We start from the raw sequence: 25,270 nt of genomic DNA, 5'->3' as shown, positions 1-25,270 counted from the left end.
TCGTTGGCCCCGCTTGTCTGGGGACCAATTGAACCCTTTTCGTGCAATTCTGCCTCTGGGTCTTGCACGGTGCGACCATTCCCAAAGCTGCTACGAATACCATGTTTAGAGCGATCGATATCCTACCAGATCATGTTGATGCCCGCGTGCAACCGCTCGTTAGGCGCGTGAGCGAGTCTTTGCGCGCCGATCACGAAGGGGTCACTGCCGGATGAGGGGCCGAACGAGTGAAAATGGCAAGTAGGACCGGCACCTCAGGAGCAGAAAGCGGCAGACAAACAGCCATGACGGGTCTCAGGCACGGATGGTCGGAGTGAAACCCCTGTTGCCGCAACGGGAAGAGCCGAACACTCTGTGGCCATGACGGCGATCGAAAGGTAAGGCCGTATGTCCGTCTCTGCCGATGAGGTGGCTCGTGACCGTGCCCCACGGGCTTAATCCAGTTTGAAGTTCGCTCTGGCCCACGACAAGGACCTGAGAATGAAGCGCACCCGCTTTTCGGAAGAGATGGGGTATTCGGTCCCGATCGTCTGACCTATTTGCCGCGCGGCACGTTTTGGCTGACGATCATGGACCAACTCCATCCGAAGGAGAAAAGTCATGATCTACGTCGGCCTCGATGTTTCGCTGAATTCCGTTGCGGTATGTGCGGTGGACGAGACCGGAAAGCTTATCCGGGAGGGAACCACGTTGGCGGACGCGCCATCGATTGTGCAGTACCTCGAACCATGGGCTGATCAAGTTGAACGGGTGGGCCTTGAGGCAGGCCCGACGTCAGAATGGCTGACCGCAAATCTAATCGAACTGGGGCTGCCGGCCGTCAGTTTGGAAGCCCGCCAGGTTAAGGCGGCACTTTCGGCCATGCCGGTGAAGACCGATCGGAATGACGCCCGTGGGATCGCGCAGGTGGTGAGAACGGGATGGTTCAAGCCTGTTCACGTCAAGAGCATCGGCAGCCAAAGGGCGCGAACGCTGGCCGCGGCTCGCAAGCATATCATCCGCTCCATCGCTGCCGCAGAGCAAGTCATCCGCGGACTTCTGCGTCCGCTCGGTCTCAAAGTCGGAGTCGTCTCGCGGACTTTGTTCGCGACGCGAGTTCGTGAGTTGGTCGGCGATGACGCTTTGCTGGAGGCGATCATGAATCCACTGCTTGCCGGACGCGAAGCGCTGATGCGGGAGTACGGCCGACTGCATCGTCTGGTTCTGAAGGCCGTGCGCAGTGACCCGGCTTGTCGGCTCTTGATGACGATGCCGGGGGATCGGCCCGATCTCTGCGTTGACCTTCCGCTCCACTGTGGACGATCCTAGGCGATTCCTGCATTCTCAATCCGTCGGCGCCTATCTCGGGTTAACGCCCCGGCCAATCTGGCGAGGTTGATCGGGTGGGACGGATCACAAAAGTCGGAGATGGAGAGACGCGCACAGGCCTGTTCGAAGGTGCGGGTTGCCCACCGGCAAGGAAGCAAGCGTGCGAAGGTCGCGCTGGCCAGAAAGATGGCTGTCGTCCTTCACCGAATGTGGGTTGATGGAACCGAATTCCGATGGACGGCGGTGGCGTAAGGACGCCATCGCCATCCCAAGAGACGCCCGTCGCGGGGCGTGGGGATGGTCGAGTTCGTATGTCGTGGCGTCCGCCCTCCAGGCGGCTGACTACGCCGAAGAGCTTGAACCGACCATTCAACCGAATCCCATCGTGTGGCGGCTTTGCCGACCACGAACAGAAGCAAGGTACCCGCGGCACGCGCTCTTAAGGGATTGACAGAAGCAGACCGAATACAGAAGCAGATCATCGGGATTTTGAAGGAACACGAGGCCGGCGTTTCGGTCGCCGATCTGTGCCGCAAGTATGGCGTCAGCGACGTCAGCATCTACAAATGGAAGGCCAGGTTCTCGATTGAACGGGCGGTGCTATGTGAAGCCGCCTGGAGTTTTCGCACCACGCCAAAAGTCGGTGTCGCCCGAGCGGGTGTTTGCGCTAACCGATGCGCTTCGATTTGAGATCAAGCGGAGCGCGGCGGCCATTCATCCTTTTGTTCGATCGGGCCATCCTTCCGCTCCGACCTGCGTGCCGATAAGGGCTCTTCGGGCCACAGCGTGAGCGGGTCGCAGCGTCCTTGGCGAACGCGAGCACGACGGCAGACTCGGCGGAGTTGAGATGCGATCACGATGGACCTAAGTGGGCTCGACGGCGAGCTGACAGCGGACTCGGCCTTCATTTTGCGCAGGCTATCGCCGCTGAGCTCGATGCGGTATGCGTTGGTGGACGATGCGATCGAGAATGGCGTCGGCGAGCGTGGGGTCGTACCAGTTCTCGATCGGGACCTGACTTGTGATCAGAAGCGAACGGGCGTCCCTTTCATGCTATGGTCCCGAGCTTAAATCTGCAGATCCCGCCAGGCCTTTCGTCGCCACACCTACACGATCTGCGGCACTCGTTCCCGTTGGTACACTCACGCGCTGGTACGGGCTCGGCCTCGATCCTCACACAAAGCGTCTTGCACTCTCGACTTTCATGGGGCACGGCGACATCAATTCCACTGCGGTGTATCTGACGCCGACCCCGGAGCTTCTCGAACACGCCAATCGCCGCTTCCGCGCCTTTGCTGCGACGATGCTGGGGGAGGATCAGTCATGCGCCCTCCCTCGGTACATTGGTTCAGTCACTTCACCGATCATCTCCCGTTACAGAAAGCGCCTGCGGCTCGGTTCGATCCGCAGCTATCGTGACACGATCGTAAGCGTAGCGCCGAGGCCCTTTGGATTGTTTGTGCGGAGTCTTGAGAGCACCGTTAGAAGAGTCATCCCCTGGAAGGGTGCTCACAATGGACGACCATTCTGACGACATAAGACGACCGTTGTCACCGCGTATTGAAGTGTTCGCTGGCGCAGGTCGAAAGCGCTGGCCGGATGATTTGAAGGCACAGATTGCCGCGGAAAGCCTCGAGCCGGGGGCGGTTGTCACAGACGTCGCCCGTCGCCATGGCTGCCGGCCCCAGCAGGTGCATGACTGGCGGCGCCGGGCGCGTTTGGGCCAGTTGGTGCTGCCAGCTTCGGCGGAGACGCTGTCGTTCGTGCCGGTGGTGTCGGAATCGGCGCTACCGGCGGCCGCAGAGCCCACCGGGTCGCCGGAAGCAGCCGTTGTGACGGTTGAGCTCCAGGGGGCACGAGTGGAGGTGCGGGGGGCGCCTGGCCTTGCTGTGTTGAGTGATGTGTTCTTGGCGCTTCGACGGACACGTTCATGCTGACGCCGCCTGCGAACCTTACGATTTACGTGGCGACGCAACCTGTGGACTTCAGAAAAGGTGCGGAGGGCTTGGCGCTTTTGGCGAAGGAGACGCTGGGCCATGATCCGATGAAGGGCGTGGCGGTGGTGTTCCGCGCGAAGCGCGCCGATCGGGTGAAGATTGTCGTCTGGGATGGCAGCGGCCTTGTGATGTATTGGAAGCGGCTCGATAGCAACGGCTTCAAATGGCCTCCCATCGTGGCCGGCGTGATGCGGATGAATGCCGCGCAGTTGTCGGCGCTTCTGGCCGGCATGGATTGGACGCGGATGCACGCGCCTCGGATCCGGCAGCCGAAAGCGCTTGCGTAAAGATACAAATCTCGCTGCATCGGGGCGCGAAGCATGGCAGACTCGGGCCAATGAGTGATTTGCCTGATGAGCTGCCGAGTGATCCAGCTGAGTTGCGTGTCTTTGCCGCGGCTCTGCTGGATCGCTGCGCCAGGCTCGAGCGGTTGCTCAAGCTTGCAAAAGATGCGCAGTTCGGTCGGTCCTCGGAAAAGCTGGACGCTGATCAGCTGCAGCTTGTTCTGGAGGACATCGAAGAGGCCGTCGCGGCCCTCGAAGCAGCCGAGGATCGCGCCAATCCCAGAACCTGCGAGAAGAGGACGGCCGAGCGCAAAGCCAACCGTGGTCAGCTGCCGGAGCATTTGCCGCGCATCATCGAGACCCTGATGCCCGCTGCAACCTGCTGTCCGTCCTGCAAAGGCGATCTCTTTGAGATCGGTCACGATGAGAGCCAGAGGTTGGACGTCGTACCGGCGCAGTATCGCGTGATCGTCACCCGCCGGCCCAAACTGGCCTGCCGCGCCTGTCACGGTGTCATCCTCCAGCATGCTGCTCCCGAGCGACTGATCAGGGGAGGATTGCCCACCGAGCGGCTGGTCGCGCATGTGATCGACGCGAAGTATCATTGGCATTTGCCGCTTTATCGCCAGGCGCAGATGCTGGAGACCCACGGAATAGCGCTGGACCGTTCCACGCTCGCCTTCTGGGTCGGCTACGCCGCCCAGGAATTGAAGCCCTTGTGGCATCGTCTACGCCAGCTTCTGCTGGCCTCCTCGAAGCTCTGTGTCGATGAGACCCCGGCGCCGGTGCTGGATCCGGGGCGCGGCAGGACAAAAACCGGCTACTTCTGGGCGCTGTCACGCGATGACAGGCCTTGGGCCGGACCTGATCCGCCTGGGGTGGTCTATGCCTATGCACCGGGCCGCGGCGCCGTTCATGGCTTGCGGCTGCTTGAGGGCTATCGCGGCATCATCCACTGCGACGGCTATCAGGCTTACAAGACCATGACCCGAGAGACGCGTGCGGACGCCCTGTCCGGGACGCTCGCCTTCTGCTGGTCGCATCTGCGGCGCCAGTTTGTGAAGATCGAGCGGGAGGCTGCGCCGGCGCCAGCTCCGGTTGCCCGCGAGGCGCTCGCGCGCATTGCCCAGCTCTACGCGGTCGAGAAGGCACTGCGCGGCCGCTCTGCTTCCGAGCGCTGCGCCGGCCGACAAGCGCATGCCCGGCCTCTGGCTACAGCCTTGAAGCAGTGGTTTGAGGCCAAGCTTGATCACCTTGCGGGGAAGAGCGACACGGCGAAGGCTTTGCGTTATGCGCTACGCCATTGGGACGGCCTGACGCTCTACCTTGATGACGGGCGCATCGAGATGGACACGAATGCGGTCGAGCGTGCGATGCGGCCGATCAAGCTCAACGCCAAGAACTCCCTTTTTGCCGGTTGCGACGAAGGTGCCGAGAATTGGGCATTGCTGGCTTCGCTCATTGAGACCTGTAAGCTCAATGGCGTCAGTGCCGAGCACTGGCTCGCTGACGTTCTCGCCAAGCTCGTCAATGGTTGGCCTGCGGCGCGACTGGACGAACTGCTTCCCTGGGCATCGACCTATACGATGCATACACACGATCCGAGGCTGGCGGCATGAGCCTGAACACGACCGCGGTCCGGATCAAGGTGACCCTCAAGGATGTGAAGCCGGAGGTGATGCGTCGCCTTGTCGTACCCGTCACCCTGCGCCTTGATCGGTTGCATCTGACGCTTCAGGAGGCATTCGGCTGGACGAACAGTCACCTCTTCGAGTTCTTCGCTGGTGAGGTCCGTTGGGGGATTCCTGATCCCCACAACGATTACGGCCACCAGCCCATGGATGCCCGCAAAGCGCGGCTTTGCGATATCGTTCGCGAGACCGGCGCCAAGACGATCCACTATCTCTATGACTTCGGCGACAGCTGGGACCATGTGATCAAGCTCGAAAAATGGTTCGAGAACACCACGACGGAGGGGCTTCCCTTCCTGCTCGAGGCCGCCGGCCGTTGTCCTCCGGAAGACGTCGGCGGTGCGCCAGGCTATGCCGAATACCTCGCCGCCATCAGCGACCCCGGCCATCCCGAGCACGAACACATGCGCCTCTGGGGCCCGGAGCGGTTCGATCCCAACGTCGTCGACCGGAAGGCGCTCGAAGCCGCCGTCAAGGCGTTGTCCGACACATGGATACCGCGGCGACGCGCCACGCGAACAAAATAGGCGTCAAGCGTCATTCAGAAGGGCTGCAGAGCTACGCTTACACACGATCCGCCTGTTCCTGTGCTTCGTGTCCGAGCAGCGTGGTCGCCGGGTTGCTACACTGGCCCTTGATGACCTGACGTTCGAACGAAGTCTGGCGTTCCTGAGGCGCCTGGAGCAAGAGCGGGGTGACTCGGTGCGTACTCGTAGTCAGCGGCGGACAGCACTGAACACCTTGTTTGCCTAACTCGCCGTGCGTGCCGAGATGTTGGCGGTTTGTCAGCAGGTCGCGGCGCTATTTTTGGCTGATTATGCCGATTGTGGAACTATGCCGAATGGTTCTAGGGAGGAGCCCGCGGTTTGGGCAGGCTTACCGACGGACGAGCGATCGTCGTCCTGGTCCATTCGGCATTGTCCGGCGTCTTACAGCGCCTTGAGAAACGCGAGCAGGTGCTCGCTTGGCTGACGCCCGATATGATCCAAGTGCCGAGCACTCACTAGGCAATCGCGATCGCCAGAGGCAGTTTGCCCACGGCGGCCTGCGCGGTGATCACCGATTCCCTCTCGGTGCGCGTGGCTAGCGGACCATCGGTCCGGAGCCCCCAGATGATCGGCACCGCCGTCCGTCCGCCAAACAGATTCATGTCCTTCACCGCGCGCAACCGTAGAACCGACCTCTCGGCAGACCGAACCTCCTCAAGAAGGTCCGGCAAGATAGCCGCGGCTCACGAATGCCTCTGACTTCCTAGGCGTCCGTCGCCCCCCACTCGCAGCTCGGCAGGAAGTCGCTCGCCTTTGCATACTTACCGAGTAGCCGGACCCTCGCATCGCCGTTCGCGTCCGCCCGAGACGCCAGCCTGATGGTCAGGAACGCCGAAGATTTGCTCGAGCTTGACGCCCTGACTCAGCGCGTAGCGGCGATAATCGCTCGATCTACCTATAATGGCAACCTTGATAACTCCGCGCGAGACGTCTGCGACGGGTAGTTAGATGGTTAGGATTTCCTGGTAGGACATACAGCGCCGCCTGCGGAGTCGCGCTGGCTGCTGGTTTGTGCTTCGCGGCTATCGGCTCTGACACGCGAGGATCGATACGAGCAGGCTGGTAGGGTATAAGGGATGATGTCCAGCAATGGCCCCCATCGTAGCTTGAAAGGATACGTACTCAATTGTGGACCATACGTCCGACTCCAATACCAATTTCAGACGGATCATTACCAAATCGGAATGACGCCTTTCTGGCTTTGATGCTGTCGGCGGGAGGGCCCCCAATGTAAGCGTTAGGTCATCGGATCGAATCGCGCGTTCGAAATCAACGCTTTTATGGGGTAGACGTTTGCCGAGTTGGAGGCCAGTGCGAGGAGGCCCGCCGAATGGTTTGAGATAAGTGCGAGCAACGAAAGGCGCCATGCGGCATGGGCCGGTAGCGTCAGCCCGTCATCCATCCTCCAGCAGCGCCACCAGACCATCCACCCGTTGCCGGCTGCTGGAAATTCAGTAGCGGGTCGATTGACATCAATCCAGTGAGATTTGCGATTGCCACCTCAGCTCTCGGCTGATATCGCGTATCAACCTCCCGCGTTCGCCGCATCCGATGGCGAAGTTGCTGTCCTCGATTCCCGGCATCGACCCCATCACGGCTACGGCTCTCGCCGCGACTCTGCCGCACGCGACCCATGTTCCGCTCCGGGCGGGAGTTCGCGGCCTGGCTTGGGCTGGCGCCCAAGCAGAACTCCACCGGCGGGAAGGACTGGCTCGGCCGCATCACGAAGCAGGGCGATGCCTATCTCAGGCACCTGCTTGTTATCGGAGCCGGCAACGTCGTTCGGTACCCAAAGGCCCGCACGGCCGGCAGAATGCGGATCATCGCTGCCGTCCGCCGCGACTGCGGCGTTCAGCGCCGCCGCTTCGACTGCGCCCGTAATCCGCATCCGAATCCCGGCAGAAAATTCGATCTCGATCGACCCGCCGCTGCTTGACGGCGCGACTGGACCAAGCGTTATGCTGCAATCCTGGACAACCCTCGGTGGTACGAAGCCCATTTGTTGCTCCGGGCTATTCTTCGGCTCCGGATGGAACGACCTTCGCCATCGCAGCAGCAATGACCGCGAAACACCATATCGCCACGCCGTCGAGGCGCCGCAGCGGAAACCCTGATGCCGCTGGTCGACGCAATATGGAGTCATGTCTTCGCTGCCGAGCGCATCCGCGCGGATGACAGTGTGCTGCAGAAGCACACGGAAAGGATGACCCAGATGATCTGAAGATCTGTGTGTACAAGCTGTGGCAGCGATGAGGTAGGCGCCTCGGGATCGACCTTCAGGAGTGGGTCTCATATCACTTCAAGCGGCTTCGCTTAAGAGGCGCGGTCGTGAGCGTTGAAGCTAACGGTCGGGAATACCCGAGCGGATAGGCGTCCGAGAGACGAATGAAAATGAACCCGCCGATGAACCGTCGCACGTGGAAATCGTCGTCAAAACCAGAGGTGTGTCGTTCCTCTGAGATGAGCCCGCCGGAAGCCTGATGACCGGGCAGGCGGCGATCAGCGTTAAGGAGGCGTGAATCGGATGAAGGCGCTGCCGCGGAACTGCAGGACCCAGTCGCTCCGATGGAAAGGGAGAAGGACAAGCGGAGAAGACCGCGAGGCGAGATCACCGACGCGGAGCACTGGGACGGACCGATCCGTATTAGCGACGAAAGCTCGTAATGGGGTGCCGAGCGAAGGGATCGGATCAGGTGCGCTGGCCATCGTCGCAACTGACAACAGGAGGACGACGGTGAACCAGCCGAGCAAACCGTTCAACATCGACAAGAGAGGTGTACGAAGCATATCTGCAGGTGAGATCCAATGGTGGCGCAGCCGTTGTCGACGGAGCGACGATTGAGCAGTTCGAGTCCGACTTGAAGAGCAATCTGTACAAATTTGGAATCGAATGAGCTCAGGCGCTTACTTCCCACCGCCTGTTCGCACCATGTCCATTCCAAAGAAGAGTGGGGGCCAAAGGATCCTCGGGGTGCCCACTGTGGCAGACCGCGTGGCTCAGACGGTTGTTAAACAACTGATTGAGCCGACGCAATCTTTCTGGCAGATTCCTATGGCTACAGACCCGGCAGATCGGCTCTTGATGCGGTAGGCGTCAGGCGACAGCGGTGCTGGAAGTACGATTGGGTTCTAGAGTTCGACATCAAGGGATTGTTAGACGAGCTCTTGCTGCGGGCCGTCCGGAAACATATAACGTGCGCATGGGCGCTGCTCTACATCGAACGATGGCTGACAGCGCCGATGGTGCAAGAGGATGGAACGATAATCGAGCGAAGCCGCGGCACCCCACAAGGGGGCGTGGTGAGCCCGATCCTCGCCAACCTCTTCATGCAGTATGCATTTGATCTCTGGATGGCACGGATGTTCCCCGCTCTGAGGTGATGTCGGTATGGGGATGACGGGTTGGTACATTGTCGGAATGAGATGGAGGCGCAAAGGGTTCGCGAAGTGCTCCAGGCTCAGCTGGAGTGCCGTCTGGAATGGCATCCTACGAAGACGAGGATCATCTACTGCAACGATGATCGACGCCGAGGTAAAAGCGAAACGGTCATGTTTGACTTTCTCGGTTATTGCTTCCGGGCACGATCCGTCCTGGGCCCGCATTCGCGGAAGATGTTCTGCGGGTTCACTCCAGCGGTCAGCAAACCAGCGCTGAACGCCATGCGAGCGACGATCCGCGGCTTGAACTCGCAGGCGAACCGAGGTGACGTTGGACGATATTGCCCGCGAGCTAAACCCGATGGTTAGGGGTGGATCGCTTACTATGGGCAATACACGCGTTCAGCGGTAAGCGCTTAGCCGCCACCCTATTGATGCTGGCTTGACGTCGGAACCGCCATGGCATTAAGTCGTCGATTTCGCTTTGGGGATGGCCGGCGATGATCGCCGTGAGCGTTTCGGCGATGTAGGCGGCCGGGTTGACGTCGTTGAGCTTACAGGTCGCCACGATGGATGCGGGCAAGGCCCAGTTTTCAGCCCCGACCTCATGATCAGCGAAGAGCGCGCTTTTTCTGGTCAAGCAGATCGGCCGGATCGCGTTTTCAACCGAATTGGTGTCGAGCTCGAGCCGCCCGTCATCGAGGAAGCGCGTCAGCCCCTGCCAATGATTGAGCGCGTAGCGGATGTCATCAGCGAGCGTCGAGCCGCTGGAGATCATCGACAGCTGTTTCTCGAACCACGGCTTGAACGCCTCGACGAGGGGCAGCGAGTGTTCCTTGCGCGCGGCCAGCCTGATGTCCGGCGATGAACCGCGTGCCATGGCTTCGATGCCGTAGAGCTGTGCGATCTGCCGGACGGCGGCCTCGGCGATCGGCGATTTACTGTTGCGGGCCAATTTGATGAAGCGCCGGCGCAAATGGCTCCAGCAGTGTACGAGCGTCCAGGGTCCTTGCGGTCGAGCGACTTCGATCAGCCGATCATAGCCGTCGTAGGCATCGCATTGCAGGAAGCGTCCGGTGAAGCCGTCCAGGAACTGCTCAGCGAAGGCGCCGCTGCGACCGGAGGCATATCGGAACAGCACGATCGGCGGACTTGGGCCGCTATGGCCGCGGTCGTCGGAGACGATCGCCCAGAAGTAACCCTTCTTCGTTTGACCACGCCCGGGATCGAGCACCGGCGCCGTGGTTTCATCCATGAACAGGCGATCCGCCGCTGCCAGATGGCAGCGCATGCGGTCGGCAACGGGCTGAAGATGGAAGCCGGCGCGACCGGACCAGTTGCCCAGTGTCGCCCGATCAAGTCGAATCCCCTGGCGCATAGATCTCGGCCTGACGGTAAAACGGCGTATGGTCGCCAAACTTGAAGACGATCACCTGCGCAATCGCCGCTTCGGTCGGTAGTCCACCAGGCACGACATGCTCTGGTGCGTGCGCCTGCACGACAGAGCCGGAGCAGCGGCGGCAGATGTATTTCGGGCGACTCGTCACCAGCACGCGCCATTGTGCCGGGATCACGTCAAGGCGTTTGCTGACGTCCTCGCCGATCTTCGTCATCGCGCCGCAACCGCACGGATAGAACGTGCTCGCAGGCTCGAGGATCCGCTCCACCTGCGGCAAATGGGCGGGCAAGCAGCCCCGATTGCGATGACGGTCCTGATCCGAAGCACGCGATCGGCCCCTGATGACCGCCGCAACCTTCTCTTGTGCCGCGTCCAGGACGCCTTGCGCGATCTCCACGTCTTCGAGCGGCAAATGATATTGATCTGGCCGCAGCTTCTCGGACTTCGCTCCGAACTTCTCTCGGCGTAGTTCCCCGAGAATGACCTCCAACCGGCGCCGCGCTTCTTCCGACGTTGCCAACGCCGCTTGATGTTCGCTCAATGCTGCCTGCGTTTGCGCTAAAAGCGCCTTCAGGCGTTCATTCTCGTCGCGAAGCGTCGCGGTGCTCATGCGCCATGTCGAGCACGTCTGCGCCGACGGCGCCATGCCCAACTCGGCACAGAGTCATTCTGCCGCACTTATCCAGCGATCTGTGGACGCCGCGCTTCCTCCGGGCGGACCAACCGCCAATCCAGGCCCTCAAACAACGCGGCGAACATCGCCGGCGATATCCGCATCACGCCGTCCGCAATCTTTGGCCACACGAACTTGCAACCCTCGAGGCGTTTATGCACCAGCACCAGGCCCGTTCGATCCCACACCAGAATCTTGATCCGGTCCGCCCGTTTCGACCGGAACACGAAGGCTGCACCGCCGAACGGATCGAGGCCAAGCATCTCCTGCACCTTAGCAGCGAGCCCATCGTGTCCACAGCGGAAGTCGACGGGCCGCGTCGCGATATAAATCTTCAGTTCGGAGCCGGGGACAATCATCGTGACGCCCGCACCGCGCGGATCAATCGAGACAGCTGCTCCCCATCTATCGCCGCGTCCGTCCGCACGACGACGTCGCCAATCGCAATCTCGAGCTTGACTGCCGGAACGGGACGCTCCTCTAACGGCCCGTCCACGACCAGCGGCGCGAACGGCGGCTAATTCGCCGCGCTGTCGGAAGATGTCGTCGCCAATCGTAAATTTGCCAGCGCGTCGCTCCGTGCTTGCGTGCTATCTCCGCCACCTGAGCGCCGGGCAGCAGACTCTCGCCCACGATCCGAGCCCACTCGGCATCTGAACGCACACGACGCCCGGACGGTCCCTCAAGCATTCAAGCCGGCTGACTGCTCCAGACCCAACTGTTGAGCTGTCCAAATGGGCGTCTTTTTTGCCGTCCAATCCCATCCTAAACCTCCGTTCAACCCGGAGGCTTCTTCGCACATCTAATCCAACCCCGGAGCCAGGGTATTGGCTGAGCGCTTACGATCAGCGCTTTATCCGTTGGCGCGCTACGTCAACCAGACGTTGGGCTATATGGTTGAAGCGAAAGTACAAGCGCTTTCATCACCGCTTAGGACGTGCGCGTCTCGTCCTGGGAAAAGATCGCGTGAGAACCGCAGGCTCTTTGTGCATTGGCAACTTGGCGATGGCGGCAAACTTGCCTGATGGGAGCCTGGTGAGGCGAGAGTCTCACGCCCGGTTCTGCGAGAGGCTGGAGGTGAAATCCCTCCGGCCTACTCACCCCACGGTGCCGGTCCTGGCCAAGGGCAGGACCCGGACCGGCCGGCTCCGGACCTACGTGCGCGACCACCGACCGTTCGCCGGCCCAGATCCGCCGGCGTCGTATTCTTCTACTCGGCTGATCGTGGCGGTGCGCATCCGGAGCAAACAAGCCAGTGACGCCGGCCTGCGCGTGCTTCGACATCCGTTACCTTCGTCGTCTTGACCGCGGGCTGTCGGGCGCTGGGTCGTCTGAAGTGGCGTCGGCTTCCAGCTGTTCGAACGTCAGCGCCAGTACTCGATCAGGCGCGACGAGCGTTCCGAGCGCGAGCGGTAGATGTGGCGTTCGAGGTTGGCGTTCTGCTGGACGATCAGCGCCTGGTCTTCCGATGCTTTCGCACGGGCAACGGTGAGTTCAGCGGCCATTTCCAACTCCTTCGCACGCTGGATCGCCACTGCCTGCTTACCGGTGGTCACGTCATCCGGAATCGCTTCGCGATCAGCCTCCATGAGCAGCAGTGAATCACAAGTTCGATGCGGCGTCGACCACCCAGCTCTCGACCCCTTCGGGTGTGGCACAGCACGCAGTGAATCCAGAAGCCGTCCAGACGTGTCTCTTGGATCGTGATGATTGGGGGCTCGTCGTCCATTGCGGAAACAGCACGGCCATACACTATCCTCATCAGAATAGGTAGTGTCTCGATCCTTGTTAACCTTATATCTGTAAGCTCGTAACATTGGCCGTAAGGATTCTTAAGATGACCCCTGCAAGCTCGTCGCGAAGCCAATTGCATGACCGCGTAACAAAGGCCTTGCGGAGGATCGAGGCGCTGGAATCCGCATATGAAACCACCACGGTTGGCCAGTTGGTTTCAATGCGGGGGCGAACGCATCCGTCAACGGTCGCCATCGACTTCTTCGAGCGCGGCGAACGCGCGACCTATTCCGACATGGAGTGCTGGTCTAACAAATATGCGCATGCGTTGCGCGCACTCGGAGTGCTGAAGGGCGATCGCATTGGCGTGATACTGCCCAATCGCATCGAGTTTCCGATCTTGTGGTTCGCGATCGCAAAGCTTGGCGCGGTTCTGGTCCCGGTCAACGTGCTTTATACGCCCAGGGAGATCGAATATGTTCTCAGCGACACGCAGGCGAAATTCGCGATTGTCGATGAGTCGGCGTGGCCAGTGTTCTCCGCGATGGACCCATGGCCTCAGGACCTCGCCAAGGAGCGAGTGATTCTCGTCGGACAACCTTCCACCTCGGCCGCGACTACTCTCGACAAATTGCTCAAGGGCGTCGACGACTCGCCGGTGGACGAAGATGTCCGAGCTAACGACCTGCTGATCATCGCCTACACGTCAGGCACCACGGGCTTTCCGAAGGGCTGCATGTTGACGCATGACTATTTTGGCGTTGGCTCGTACGCGGCGGTCAATTGCGACTTTCAGTCGTACAGGAGGTATCTTTCTGCCTCACCTTTTTTCTATGGCAATGCGCGAGGGAATCTTCTGAAGGCATATCGACTTGGCGGCACGCTGTACGTAGCTCAGCAACCGACCTCTTCGCAATTCATAGGTTGGATCAAGAAGTACCGCATCGAGTGGTGTCATTTGCCTGAGCTGATCGCTCGACATCCCGAAGCCACCGCCCAGTCGTTCACGAGCCTCAAGCAGGTCGGGCAGCCCTACAGCTGGAGTCCTGACACAGTACGCCAATTCCGCAAGCAGTGTGGAGTGCGCAGCACGACCGGATTCGGAATGACCGAAATAGGGTACGGGACTACGATGCCCGACATAGAAGAGATGGACGGCTCCGGTTCCGTCGGGATTCGCTCGCCTTTTCGGGTGCTAAGGTTGGTGAACGAGGAGGGTGGCCTCGCGCCGGTCGGCGCAGTCGGCGAGCTGTGGGTGAAGGGACGTGCGATCTTCAAGGGCTACTGGAATAGACCGGAAGCAAATGCCGCCGCATTCGAGGGCGAATGGTTCAAGACCGGTGATCTGTTGCGCCGCGACGAACTCGGCTTTTACTGGTTCATAGGGCGCAAAAAGGACATGATCCGGCGCGCGCCCGATGAGAACATCTCTGCGCACGAGGTCGAGACCATCATACGCGAAATCTCCGAGATCGCGGACGTGGCCGCAGTGCCCGTTCCCGATGAGGAGCGCGGCGAGGAGGTCAAGATCTTCGTCGAGCTGAAGGAAGGTCTCACGGCAGCCGATTTGCCGGTGGAGCGAATTATCCAGCATGCTCGTACGCGCCTGGCCGTATTCAAGGTGCCCCGGTATATCGCCTTCACTCCGGCGCTTCCGAGAACCACCTCAAGCAATAAAGTTGTTAAGCGTGAGCTAGTCGACGTCAGCGATCCGGTTTCCGGCGCCTATGACAGTGAGGAGAAACGCTGGCGCTGAGGTTCGGAAGTGACCAAACAGGTCCACCATGACCACCGTCACGGCGAGCCATTCGACATCAGTGTTCGGGAATGGCCCGGAATCATTGGACTCCGCTGTTGGCCGCCCCTTCGATTGATTCGACGACTTCCGTACGGCCAAGGTCTTTCACTCGACTGCCTTTATGTCGACCTTGAGGACACCGTAGCGGTTCGATTGCGGTGGGCAATGGCAAAATCTCTCATGTCGGAGCGATCGGAGTTCCTTTGCCACCTGGGTGATGGGTGGTGACGTGATGGACATTGTTGACGAGTGTGGTTATGCCGCTCGAGCAGAGATTGCTGACTGCCTCCGCGGTCAGAGCCGCACAGCAGCCAGGCCTTTCGCCCAAGAGTTGTTCCACTAGAGCGGTTCCCGATCAGGTTGGTTCATATCCAGCGGCTGCGAAGTAGTTGGCGCATTCGTGCGAGGTGAAGCGGTCGAGGCATCTTCCGATTGCGTTCCACAAGCCTTGGATGGTTCGTTCTGCGGCGCTGCGCAGCATGCTTTCAGTTTGGCGAAGGCGTTCTCGATCGGATTGAAGTCGGGACTGTAGGGCGGGAGATAAAGGAGCTTTGCGCCGGCAGCCTCGATCGCTGCGCGCACGCCTGCGCTCTTGTGGCCACCGAGATTGTCCATGACGACGATGTCACCTTCCCGCAATTCTGGAACGAGTACTTGGTCCACATAGACCTTGAACGCGAGCCCGTTGATCGGCCCATCGAGAACCATGGGCGCGACGATACCCGACAGGCGCAGGCATGCAACGAAGATCGTTATCTTCCAGTGGCCATGCGGGACGGAAGCCCGCAGCCGCTCGCCGCGGGGCGCGCGCCATGTATCGACGCCATGTCTGGTCAATGAAGATGAGCTTGTCAGGATCGAGGCCAATCTGGCCGTCCACCCACTCTTCTCGCCTCTTCAGGACGTTCAGGCGCTCTTGCTCGGTGGCGTATACGGTCTTGGTTTGAGCGTGATTTGGCGACGCTGGAAGAAGCGCGACAGCGCGGAGTCGCTGAAAGTGTGTCCATCGGCGGCGTGCGCCGCCTTCAGTTCCTCCAATGTGCTGTCGCGCTTGGCCGCAATCAGCGCGAGGATGCGTTCAGCTTGCGCGTCGATCGCATGCGAACGTCGATCGCCGTCCTGTGGCTTCGGTGTCACCTCGCCCGTCTCGCGCGCTCGCGCTACCCAGCGGATCGCGCTCGATACGCCCACTCGAAAGTGCGCCGCAGCCTCCCGACACGACATGCTGCCCGCAACTGAGGTAACCACTCGCCTGCGAAGATCAATCGAAAGAGGTCGCGTCATACCTGCCAGCCTCCTTCGCCAGCAGGCAGCTTGAATCAGAACCGGCGTGGTTCAATTCGGTCGGGAACCGCTCTCTAGCCTCGCTGCACCTACTCCTTCATCGTAAGGGACTTTCACCATCCGTCTCCTACCGGTCTCCCGGCGCACCCAGTCGACCGCTCCTTCCAATAGGGGATCATCCGTTGGATTTCCATTGAACAGTGTCTGTCTTGTAGGGGATTGCGATCGAACCTTCGAGCAATGCGGGTCTGGCGACCGGCTAATGCCGTGGCATTGGATACCCCGATGCGGGGATGATCGCGTCAGATGCTGATGGTCGAGTGGAGCGCATGGAGACAATCGTGGACCGGCAATAGCGTATGCCGATGATCGCCTCCTCCTCGAAAAGCACGGTCGATTGGCTTTGGACGGGCCGATCAGCGACAGTCTCGCGCTGCTTCCATTTCGCTACGGTCTTTTTGGATGCTGAGCGCCCACTCCGATCGTGTTGACGCGTCTAATGCTGCTTGAAAAGCGCAGTACAGTGTCCGCCGGGCGGAAGCGCATGATGGATCAACTGCAGCCGCTGTGCTTTTTGGCCGACGCGAGAGTAATCCTGTCGACGACTGTGATCCATAGCTTGCAGGAGCGGTGGGAGAAGAGGCTCGTCACCACGGCAAAATCATCTTGGAAGCGAGCGACATCGAGCGGAAGCCGCTCGCGCGCCGGCTACATGACAAGGATAAAAACTGCCAGCTTTAGTGGGTTCACTGTTCGCCTTCCTCAGGTAAAGTGAGCGAAGCCATTCTGGGACGTAACCAGTTCCGGACATAACGTTGAACATAATATTTGGGATACGATGTCATATTTGCGCACGTGAGAGAAGCGCGCCTAGTTATCGAACTACCTACTTGAAGGAGACGATAATGGGTGAAGTGATTGGCGAGCAAAGGAATATACAGACTCGCGATGCCTTAGAATCATACCTCTGCTCGTATTCACGTTCGTGGAAGGCGATCTCCTTGGCTGTGGCGAGTCCGATCCGTACCCTTGCGCTGATTCTTCAGCGGACATCACAAGTCTAAGATCGTTGAGGCGATGATGAATTCGATCATGGTATCGCCTCAGTCACCGCACGAGTAGCGCTCAACCTGTATGCCAGCATCCCCGAGGAAGGGGGTAACCTGCGGATCTGGAACCGTAAGCCGACAATCACCGACCGAAAGTCGCAGGGGGTCGAAAGCACGGGCTACCCCTATTCGACAGCCTATCTCGAGGCCGTTCCTTGTCACGACTTGCAGCTCAAGGCGGGGGATATCGCCCTGATAGACGGCGGCTTCATTCACGGTGTTACACGGCAATCAGGCAACGGAAAATGCCGTCTTCTTCTGCACAGCTTCCTCGGGTTTGCGCGGCCGGATCTTGTTCTATGGTGGACTTGAAGTGGGGACACTCTGGCGATTCGCCTGTGAGCAAAGGTCGGTAACGGTGTCCAGGATGACTACCGGTTAGCTCAAGTCGGCGAGGTCCGCGTGACAATCGCTCGCCGAGGAGGTCTAATTTGATGGCGGGCTGAACAGGGCTTCTTACATTCCCATGGCAGCAACCGATGGCGTCACCTAGGAACCCGTCCAGATAGCGCCGGTATTGGGCTTGTCGATGAACGATTTGCTCAAGCGGCTCTTGCGAGCTTTCTGAGATTGTGGGTGGTGCAGATCAACGCCCACTCGGCCGTCACTTTCTCAGTGCCACGCAGCAGGAACTGCCTGAACCCGTGCGCCTGCTTGATCTGCCCGAACACCGGTTTGACGATTTGGTTCCTGAGCCGGTAGCGGCTTCGCCAGCCGGCGCGCTTGAGCTTGGCCCGCATGGCTTTGGTGAGCTCTCCGGTCATGGTTCGCTTGCCTTCGGCGGCATGCTTGGCGCGCCCGATCGCGACGTAAGCGCTGATGTGGCGATCGGCGAGGGTTTGCAGGTTGGCCTCGCTCAGATAGCCGCTATCGGCCGAGGCTTCCTTCGGCGTGAAGCCGAGGTTGGCCTCAATGCCGTCAATAAGCCCTACGAGTTGGCTATGATCGCACATGCGCGCAGTGAGCCCGTGCGCAACGATGATCTGGGCGGTTCCATCGACAACGACCTGGGCATTGTAGCCTTGGATGTACCCGTCCTTGGTCTTCAGGATGCGGCTGTTCGGATCGGTGAAGTTGCGCTGCGCTTTACCCCCGGGCTCCGCTTTCGGCGGTGCGGGCGTCTTGCCGTTCTTTTTCCCCCTTCCGCAATGCGCTTCTTTTTCACCTCGGCCCGGCGCTGCAGTTCCTCCTCGGCGGTGGCTTTGGCTTCGAGCTTGGCCTTGGGCCTCGCGGATCTTGGCCAGGCGCTTCTCCTTGTCAGCCACCCAGTCCGGCAGCTCATCGCCGCGCTGGTAGCCGGTCCTCCTCGGCATCCGCCGCCTCGGCCGCTTCAAGCCAGTGATCGACCTCGGCTTGAAGCTCTGCTTATCGCTTCTTCATGCGCTCGTACTCATGGCCTTCTTCGATGCGTTCGCATTGATCTTGGTGCCATCGAGCGCCATGTGCCCAAGCTTCACCAACCCAGCCTTCTCAGCAAGCTTCAACACCTGAACAAACAGACCCGCCAAGGCCTCAAGGTGCCGCTTGCGGAATTCCGAGATCCCGCCGAAGTCCGGCGGGTCGTCCGCCACAATCATCATCAAGTCCGCCCGTTCCATGGCCGCCTTGGCAATCCGGCGCGACAAGATTAGATGCCGCTCGCATAACCGTGCAGAAGTAGCGCCGTCATTATCCGCGAATCAAACGACGGCTGTCCAAGCCCGCTCCGGTAACTGGCTGTGATCGCAGATAGGTCGAGGCTTTCTCGCACCAGCGATACAATTAGCCGCGACAGGTGGTCCTTCGGCACATAGTCCTGCACGCTCGGCGGCAGAAGCTGCGCCTCATCGATCTTCCAGGGGTGAAAATCCTTGCTCATGCGCACGCAAAGACTCAGACTCACACCGTCTTGACCAGCGACTGCTCAGAGAACCTCCTAGGCTTTCGGGTCGACCTCGTCGCCGGCCGCCGAACTATGCCGAAGGGTCTTGGAAAGGATAGTCGATTTCGGCGTTTGTGGCTGGTCGAGCGGTCGTCGTCCTCGTTCGGCATAATCTGACGTTTGCAGCGGCAAGAAAGGCGCGTTTGTTGGCTCTTTTTTACCCTAGGAAAGCTTTGGCAACGGATCGGCGACTGTTAGTCTCTAAAACGGAGCCGCCGTATACGATAGAGGAACCCAGGACTGGAGATGGGCACTCGTTGGTACGACACGTAACAGCCAGATCAATCGCGTGCCGACTCGAAATAGTCCTGACGCCGCCTAAAGCGGTCGAAGCTGAACCAGATTTGCTGCTCAAGCGGGAAGAGGAAAGGGATGATCGCACACCTAAGAGGCATCGGTCCGGAGTGCGCCCGCCATATGGTCCAAGGGCCTGTTTCGTCACGGCGCCGATCGGATGCCGGCTTGGGCCCGCTGCCTCCGCAAAATGGGTCGGTCCCGCGAGCAAGGGATCTCCACATCGGGTAATCCGAGGCTCCGAAAGATTGTGTTTCAGGTCGCTCGGTTGTGGTTAGGGCATCAACCTCAATCGGCGTTGAGCCTGTGGTACAATGAGTACAATCAACGCGACGGACGGGCGTTCAAGCCGACGATCATCGCGATGGCGCGAAAACTTCTCGTAGCTCTGACGCGATATGCCGTCCATGGCGTCGTTATCGAGCGCTCTGTGATGAAGCCGCGTGAGCTCCAAGACTGCGAAACATCTAGTTGGAACTCCAGGGCATATGTAAGACCGTATGTCCGCCTCTGCCGATGAGGTGGCTCGCCTACACTGTGCGTCCGAGGGGTGCTCGGGGCAAGACCGAGCCGATCCTCATCACAGGAGAACGAGCCGTGGCAGCTTCGTCGGAATCGATGTGGCCAAGCTGCGAAACACCATCGCAATTACGGAGGCAGGCCGGGAGTGAGAAGTTCGCTTCTTCGTCGAGATCGACGCTTCCGCAGCCGACATGGATCGCATCATAGTGCGGATCGCCACCCGGTTTGACTGCGTGCTTTTCCGTTACGAGACCTGCCCGACTGGCTACTGCCTCTATCGCCTGGTCGCTGGGGCATCAATGCACGGTCGTGGCGATCGCAGATCCCAAGGAAGCCGGGCGCTCGCGTGAAGACGAACCGCTGGAACACCGTTTCTCTCGCGCGGCTGGTACGCGCTGGCGAGCTGACTGCGGTATGGGTTCCCGATGAAGGCCACGAGGCGATGCGGGATCTCGTTCGCGCGCGATCGGCAGCGGTTGAGGGGCTGCGGGTTCATTGGCAACAGGTGAGCGCCTTCATGCTCATGCAGGGCCGCACCTATCCTCGCAAGAAGAGTTGGACGATGCGATATCTGCGCCGGCTTCGGGAGGAGCAGCTTGACGACCTCGCACATCAAATTGCACGAAGCAGTTCGCGTCGCCAGGGGCGGGTCGACCGGCTCAAGCGCACGATCGAAGAATTTGTCTCGGGTTGGTCTCTGGGGCCAATCGTGCGGGCGCTTCAAACATAGCGCGGCATCGATCTGATTGTCGCGGTGACATTCGCGACCGAGGTTGGCGATGTGAGCGCGAGATTGCCTGGAAGGCGCAGAGCCGCTGCTACCCGAGGCTGGCTGCGCGCGGCAAACGAACGACGGTGGTAGGCTGAATACGGCCTTGAACAAGCCGCCAGATGCGCTTCGTGACGCTCACTCTTTCGATTGCGTGAGTAGTCGAACACCGCCGCGGCCGGGGGGACTCCCCACCATTTAACAAGCTGATTTTGGGCAGCCAGCGACGGGTCGAAGGTGGTACCGGTTTTCAGCATGGCGCAGGCGACGTTGAGAAGGCGGTCGGCAACCGATCGGAGAGCCCGACCTTGGCTGTGACCTCGGCTTCGGAGTGCGGCGTATTTCGAGCGGCTTCTAGGATCGTGCTGGATGACGACGCGCGCCCAATGGTACATGGCGTTGGCGAGCCTGTCATGACAGGCCAGTCTTCTGACCACGAGGCAGCTCTTACCCAACCGTTTCGTGACGCGCGCGACTCCTGTCCAAGCTGCGCAAGGCGACGTAGACAGGTCGCCACAGGGCATCAAAGGCTTCTGCGAGCAGCGTGGCGAGGAGGATCTTTCCCACTCCCGGCAAGGATCTCCACGTCATGCCGCTTCCTCTGCCTCGGCTCGGCCTCTTCGGTCGGGACGAGACGGGCGGTCAGTGTGCTCAGCTGATGATGCGCTTGCCTGAGCTGCCGGTTCTTCCATCAACTCGGGGCAGGCCGAGAGATACCAGTAACTGTCGCGCACGCAAGCGTGGCCGAGGTAAGTGGAGAGCGCTGGGAGTTGTTGTTCGACGTCCTTGCCTTCGCGATACCAGTCGAGCAGCGTCCGGATGGCGAAGCGATGACGGAAGTCGTGCACGCGTGGCCCGGTACGATCACCTGGGCGCCGCAACCCGATCTCCCTGGACAGTCGCCAGAAGGACGCGATGAACGTACTGGTGCAGCAAGCGGCCTCCCTGTTCGGCAACGAAGAAGGTCGAGCCGCAGCGTGATCCGAGCAGGGCATCGCGCCGGTGGGCGTAGTGGCGCAGAACGGTTCTCGTCGGATGCAATGGCACGAGCCGCGACTTGCCGAACTTGGTCAACCGGACAGTCAGCACGCCGGCGCCGAGGTCGACGTCATCACGCTCCAGGCCCATCGCCTCGGATATACGCATGCCCGTCACCGCGATCAGCCCGAACGAGGTATGGTAGGTCCATCGGCGCAGCCCGTCCGCTGGCGGCAGAGCCAGCGCTGCCGTCAGCGACGCATTGATCTCCGCGTCGCTGTAGACATAGGGCTGGCGCGCTTCCATCCGGGCAGCATGCCGACGGGCGGCACCTCCGTTCTCGGATCGAAGTTGGCGACATGACGCGGGAACCCGCGCATGTCGCTCTCTCAGCGCCAGGATGCATGACGATCGGGCGGCAGCGTTGCCATTCCATTGCCAAGCTTCGTCGTGATGATCCTGGCTTTGCGCCTCTCCATGAAGGCGACGAAGTCGGCGAGCCGACAGGTCTGGTGCTCGTACTTGTATCCCAGCCCCTTGCGCATGCTCACGTACCTATCGAGTGCGGCGCGCAGAATTGCGCGCCTCCCGGCCAGGGCAGGTTTAATGTTCTCAGCGCATCGATATCGACCTTCGCGTAAATCCGGGTGGTGTCGTGGTTCTCGTGGCATAGTTTGGCGGGCGGCATAAACCGCCGTATGCCGCGCCAGCTCGATTGCTCGTCCACGAGCACCGCAAGCCTCTCCGAACGATTCCCGAAGATCATCTTCCTGAATGTCTGCACCGCCACCGCAGCTTCTCATTCTCGGCGTCAAGCGCGAGTACCATCTCGGTCAGAGCCGCCGGATCGGTCGGGAGAGCGTCGGGACGAATCGCCATCATCAGACGATACAGGCGCGCGCCGCATGCTCCAGCAAAATCCTCACTCCTCAGACGACAACGGCCGGCTGCTTCACAGGCTGGGTGAGACACGCGTCCACTCAAGCCCGTCGAGCAGCATCGCAAGTCACGTCGCACTCAGATGCACCACACCGTTGCGGATCGGCGGCCAGGTGAAGCGCCCTTGGTGCAACCACTTCGTTACCAGCACCATGCCGCTGCCGTCCCACGCCAGAAGCCAAATCGATCCTCGAGAAGGAGCTCGATCGCGTTGCAACGCCCGCGTCTCCCGAGCGCGAGGCGATCCTACACACCGACATCAGAGGCTCGTACTATTACCACTAAAAGGGAAGAAAAATGCTGACACACCCCACACTCCACTTGCTTACCCAGCTCGGCCTTGCCAGCATGGCCGAGGCCTTCGAGCCCCGTCGACAACGAGGAGGTCCATGGTCTCGCTCACGCCGAATGGCTGGCGTTACTGCTGGACCACGAAGCGACCTGGTTAACAACCGGCGCCCGGCGCTTCGTCTACGTAAGGCAAAGCTGGTCATCATCCCGTGCCCGAGGATATCGACTACCGCTCCCCTCGTGGGCTCCCGCCGCTTGTTCGACGTGCTGCTCAAGGGAGACTGGATCTAGAACCATGAGAATTGTGCCATTGTCGGACGAACCGGCGTCGGGAAGAGCTGACTTGGCTGTGCGCTTGGTCACAAGCCTGCCGGGACAACCACTCTGTACTTTTACACCCGGCTGCTGCGGTTGTTCGAAGAACTAGATCTTGCTCTGCGCGACGGCCGACTCACCTCGCGGATGAAGAGCATCGCCGCCGTCGAGCTCTTGATTTTGGATGATTGGGGCCTTCAGACCATCGACGCCAATGCCCGTCATTATCTGCTCAACGCTGATGCCATACTCGATCGCCGCTTCACAACACTCACAGGCTCGAACTGAACAGTGACTCCATGCGTCGTCCGCTGGTTCTTCCTCGGCCTTGATTACATCGTCGGCCCGATGAAGACCGAGACTGCAGCCGGCGAAGCTGACCGGCCGCTACGGCACTTTTGGGTGGCGCGTCCAGTCAGCTCCGCTCCATCGAGCGACACCAGACGTGATCTCTTCGGCGGCCACTTGACCACGGGCTAACAATAGTGCCAATTGCCTTCGATCGGGGGTTTCACATGCGCGCGATCAGATTGGAACGCTGCGCGGCATCAGATTGGAACAACTGCGCGCGATCGTCGGAATCCGCATCCAGCATCAACAGCAATTTCTGCCGTTGCGGTCCGGATCAAGGCTTTCGGTCAAGCGCCGCCCGATCTGCTTGAGGATGAGCCGCATCAAGGGCGTGGTGCGAACGATGTCGGATGGCGGCACGACGAGGTAGATTGAGAGACGGGTTCCGGGCCATCAACGAGGTCCCGGATACTCCAGTCGCTTTAGTTTGCATGGCTTTCGCGTCATCCGGCCAGAGCGCGAGGACAAGGCGTCATCCGTGGTCCGTCCAATGAGTATGAGTGCAGCGTCCCCTGCCGTCGTCATTTAGCTTGAATCCCTGATCCTTAGTGGAACTTGAAGCGGCAGCCACTTTATAGTTGAACGATAGCATAGTCTGAAACTTAGGCGGCTCGATATGGTCGAGCTTCTCTTGCAGGGAGCCAACTATTTTAGTGGGGCCGGTGGCGGGGAAGTAGGAAGCTCTGCGCAGTCTCGGAATGCGCACTTCGGCGGCACCGGCGCTTGGCTCCCAGTAAAGGTTGCGATAATCGTTGCGCTGAATGCGGTACCCGGAGCTCTTCTCGCCGTAGCGCCGCCGATCAAGCCTTCGACCCCCACCTTCATCAGTCGCTGGACGGCAAAACCATCATCTCGCGCAGATCGGCCTCCGGGATCTTCCCCACGAGCGTGCGAAGGTTCATCATCTCCTCGGTCATCGGTGGTTCCTCGAATCGATGGAAGCAATCCAACACTTACCGGCGGATCATCGACGCCCACCGCGCAGCTACACCAGCAAAGGGGACACGACTGGTGTCGCGGCGCTCGGCGAATATCTCACCAATTGCCGCCGGTTTCGCAATCGAAGGGCACGCCTGATCTTTTGGCAGGCCGAGTAGACGGGCGTCATCGTCGTGAGGTTCTGCATCGATGGCAGCGAGGTGAAACTCGTCGCGGGCGCCGGAGAGAGCTCTTAGCCGCATGCGTTCGAAAACCGTTGGAGGGCTCTGGGATGAAGCAGAGCGCGTCTCAACGAATGCGTTCATCCCTCGATTTAAGGAAGCGCTAGTCCCTACGAGCCGTCGCACCATATCGCGCGCATCTTTGAACATCCCGGGGGCGCTTTTGCCGCGATAGCGGCTGCGTCAGCTTACATCACGCTCGCATCCGCCGCGCGCCTCTCGCCGTTGACGAGGCCAGCGGCCAACCACGTGTTCGAGAATATGTCGTAGGATCTCACTCTCCCGGAAGCGGCCAAGCCGGTTCACCGATAGTGCCGAATGTGCCGAACCTTATCGTCGAGATCGAACTTGCAGAACCAGCAGTAAGCAAGCCGCAGCGGAAGATCCTGACACAGCGGGCTCTGATGACGAACTCCATAGCAGCAACCGACCACGAGGTCCGGATCATCAGCACGGGACCGGCCGAGGGCCTACAAATGTCGCCGTAAAACGCTCCTAGCTGGTGGTGCAATTGCCCAGAACGGCTG

14 protein-coding genes and 10 pseudogenes are annotated in these 25,270 nt (G+C 60.3%); 11 read left to right on the top strand and 13 right to left on the bottom strand.

Annotated features, from left to right (window positions below):
• The first annotated feature begins 600 nt into the window (after nucleotides 1–600).
• Nucleotides 601–1,560, top strand: a pseudogene (locus BRAD3257_RS33150) (IS110 family RNA-guided transposase).
• A gap of 195 nt (nucleotides 1,561–1,755) precedes the next feature.
• Nucleotides 1,756–1,890, top strand: a pseudogene (locus BRAD3257_RS41540) (transposase); the annotation flags it as partial.
• Between the two features lie 326 nt (nucleotides 1,891–2,216).
• On the opposite strand, the pseudogene BRAD3257_RS40655 reads toward BRAD3257_RS41540, so the two are convergent.
• A pseudogene (locus tag BRAD3257_RS40655) lies at nucleotides 2,217–2,346 on the bottom strand (ATP-binding protein); the annotation flags it as partial.
• 476 nt (nucleotides 2,347–2,822) lie between these two features.
• Here BRAD3257_RS40655 and tnpA point away from each other — a divergent pair.
• The 4 genes from tnpA to BRAD3257_RS33120 are packed head-to-tail and all read left to right on the top strand — an operon-like array spanning nucleotide 2,823 to nucleotide 5,807.
• The gene (gene tnpA / locus BRAD3257_RS33135; RefSeq protein ID WP_122405335.1) at nucleotides 2,823–3,245 is read left to right on the top strand and encodes an IS66-like element accessory protein TnpA; all 423 of its coding nucleotides are present in this window, start codon (nucleotides 2,823–2,825) and stop codon (nucleotides 3,243–3,245) included.
• Nucleotides 3,239–3,592 (top strand): IS66 family insertion sequence element accessory protein TnpB, encoded by a 354-nt coding sequence (gene tnpB, locus BRAD3257_RS33130; protein WP_122405334.1) that lies wholly within the window; start codon nucleotides 3,239–3,241, stop codon nucleotides 3,590–3,592. The genes tnpA and tnpB (BRAD3257_RS33130) overlap by 7 nt, the downstream gene beginning before the upstream one ends.
• Before the next feature lie 50 nt (nucleotides 3,593–3,642).
• Nucleotides 3,643–5,208 (top strand): IS66 family transposase, encoded by a 1,566-nt coding sequence (gene tnpC, locus BRAD3257_RS33125; RefSeq protein WP_091880708.1) that lies wholly within the window; start codon nucleotides 3,643–3,645, stop codon nucleotides 5,206–5,208.
• Nucleotides 5,205–5,807: a plasmid pRiA4b ORF-3 family protein gene (locus BRAD3257_RS33120; protein ID WP_122405333.1), complete on the top strand. Its 603-nt coding sequence runs from the start codon at nucleotides 5,205–5,207 to the stop codon at nucleotides 5,805–5,807. Before tnpC (BRAD3257_RS33125) ends, BRAD3257_RS33120 begins: the two co-directional genes overlap by 4 nt.
• A 476-nt stretch (nucleotides 5,808–6,283) precedes the next feature.
• On the opposite strand, the gene BRAD3257_RS39930 is transcribed toward BRAD3257_RS33120, so the two are convergent.
• Entirely contained in the window at nucleotides 6,284–6,430 is a 147-nt protein-coding gene (locus tag BRAD3257_RS39930; RefSeq protein WP_160118905.1) for a hypothetical protein, read from the bottom strand.
• Between the two features lie 961 nt (nucleotides 6,431–7,391).
• On the opposite strand from BRAD3257_RS39930, the pseudogene BRAD3257_RS42410 reads away from it, so the two are divergent.
• Both BRAD3257_RS42410 and BRAD3257_RS41535 read left to right on the top strand, forming a co-directional pair.
• A pseudogene (locus tag BRAD3257_RS42410) lies at nucleotides 7,392–7,764 on the top strand (transposase); the annotation flags it as partial.
• Nucleotides 7,765–8,861: 1,097 nt separating this feature from the next.
• Nucleotides 8,862–9,209: a reverse transcriptase domain-containing protein gene (locus BRAD3257_RS41535; protein ID WP_347338437.1), complete on the top strand. Its 348-nt coding sequence runs from the start codon at nucleotides 8,862–8,864 to the stop codon at nucleotides 9,207–9,209.
• Nucleotides 9,210–9,627: 418 nt separating this feature from the next.
• Here the strand turns inward: BRAD3257_RS41535 and tnpC (BRAD3257_RS33105) are convergent.
• From tnpC (BRAD3257_RS33105) to BRAD3257_RS33090, 4 genes and pseudogenes are all read right to left on the bottom strand, one after another.
• Nucleotides 9,628–11,215: pseudogene (gene tnpC, locus BRAD3257_RS33105) on the bottom strand (IS66 family transposase); the annotation flags it as partial.
• A 68-nt stretch (nucleotides 11,216–11,283) separates the two neighbouring features.
• Entirely contained in the window at nucleotides 11,284–11,637 is a 354-nt protein-coding gene (gene tnpB, locus BRAD3257_RS33100; protein ID WP_122406886.1) for an IS66 family insertion sequence element accessory protein TnpB, read from the bottom strand.
• 121 nt (nucleotides 11,638–11,758) lie between these two features.
• On the bottom strand, nucleotides 11,759–11,968 hold the full coding sequence (locus tag BRAD3257_RS33095; protein ID WP_244607801.1) for a transposase: 210 nt from the start codon (nucleotides 11,966–11,968) through the stop codon (nucleotides 11,759–11,761).
• Nucleotides 11,969–12,592: 624 nt separating this feature from the next.
• Nucleotides 12,593–12,867, bottom strand: a pseudogene (locus BRAD3257_RS33090) (IS66 family transposase); the annotation flags it as partial.
• A gap of 248 nt (nucleotides 12,868–13,115) precedes the next feature.
• Here BRAD3257_RS33090 and BRAD3257_RS33085 point away from each other — a divergent pair.
• Entirely contained in the window at nucleotides 13,116–14,768 is a 1,653-nt protein-coding gene (locus BRAD3257_RS33085) for a class I adenylate-forming enzyme family protein (RefSeq protein WP_122405331.1), read from the top strand.
• A 397-nt stretch (nucleotides 14,769–15,165) separates the two neighbouring features.
• On the opposite strand, the pseudogene BRAD3257_RS33080 reads toward BRAD3257_RS33085, so the two are convergent.
• Together BRAD3257_RS33080 and BRAD3257_RS33065 are read right to left on the bottom strand one after the other, a co-directional pair.
• Nucleotides 15,166–16,094: pseudogene (locus BRAD3257_RS33080) on the bottom strand (IS630 family transposase).
• 1,651 nt (nucleotides 16,095–17,745) lie between these two features.
• A pseudogene (locus BRAD3257_RS33065) lies at nucleotides 17,746–19,061 on the bottom strand (transposase).
• A gap of 971 nt (nucleotides 19,062–20,032) precedes the next feature.
• Here BRAD3257_RS33065 and BRAD3257_RS41525 point away from each other — a divergent pair.
• Nucleotides 20,033–20,667 (top strand): annotated as a pseudogene (locus tag BRAD3257_RS41525) (transposase); the annotation flags it as partial.
• Nucleotides 20,668–21,296: 629 nt separating this feature from the next.
• On the opposite strand, the gene BRAD3257_RS41520 reads toward BRAD3257_RS41525, so the two are convergent.
• The 5 genes from BRAD3257_RS41520 to tnpB (BRAD3257_RS42405) all read right to left on the bottom strand — a co-directional run bounded on the left by BRAD3257_RS41520 (nucleotide 21,297) and on the right by tnpB (BRAD3257_RS42405) (nucleotide 22,843).
• Nucleotides 21,297–21,557, bottom strand: coding sequence for a site-specific integrase (locus BRAD3257_RS41520; protein WP_244607800.1), 261 nt, complete (start codon nucleotides 21,555–21,557; stop codon nucleotides 21,297–21,299).
• Between the two features lie 16 nt (nucleotides 21,558–21,573).
• Nucleotides 21,574–21,993: a tyrosine-type recombinase/integrase gene (locus BRAD3257_RS41515; protein ID WP_244607799.1), complete on the bottom strand. Its 420-nt coding sequence runs from the start codon at nucleotides 21,991–21,993 to the stop codon at nucleotides 21,574–21,576.
• An 83-nt stretch (nucleotides 21,994–22,076) separates the two neighbouring features.
• Nucleotides 22,077–22,238: a hypothetical protein gene (locus BRAD3257_RS41510; RefSeq protein ID WP_244607798.1), complete on the bottom strand. Its 162-nt coding sequence runs from the start codon at nucleotides 22,236–22,238 to the stop codon at nucleotides 22,077–22,079.
• A complete protein-coding gene (locus BRAD3257_RS41505) occupies nucleotides 22,235–22,477 on the bottom strand; it encodes a hypothetical protein (protein ID WP_244607797.1) in 243 nt (80 codons plus the stop codon). The genes BRAD3257_RS41510 and BRAD3257_RS41505 overlap by 4 nt, the downstream gene beginning before the upstream one ends.
• Before the next feature lie 216 nt (nucleotides 22,478–22,693).
• A complete protein-coding gene (tnpB, locus tag BRAD3257_RS42405) occupies nucleotides 22,694–22,843 on the bottom strand; it encodes an IS66 family insertion sequence element accessory protein TnpB (RefSeq protein WP_145987079.1) in 150 nt (49 codons plus the stop codon).
• Between the two features lie 80 nt (nucleotides 22,844–22,923).
• Here tnpB (BRAD3257_RS42405) and BRAD3257_RS33035 point away from each other — a divergent pair.
• Nucleotides 22,924–23,564, top strand: a pseudogene (locus BRAD3257_RS33035) (ATP-binding protein).
• Nucleotides 23,565–25,270 lie beyond the last annotated feature (1,706 nt).

This window comes from Bradyrhizobium vignae, assembly GCF_900324035.1.
Taxonomy (GTDB): Bacteria; Pseudomonadota; Alphaproteobacteria; order Rhizobiales; family Xanthobacteraceae; genus Bradyrhizobium; species Bradyrhizobium vignae.
The sequence above is the reverse complement of the archived record's forward strand: the minus strand, read 5'-3'. Positions and strand labels throughout refer to the sequence as shown.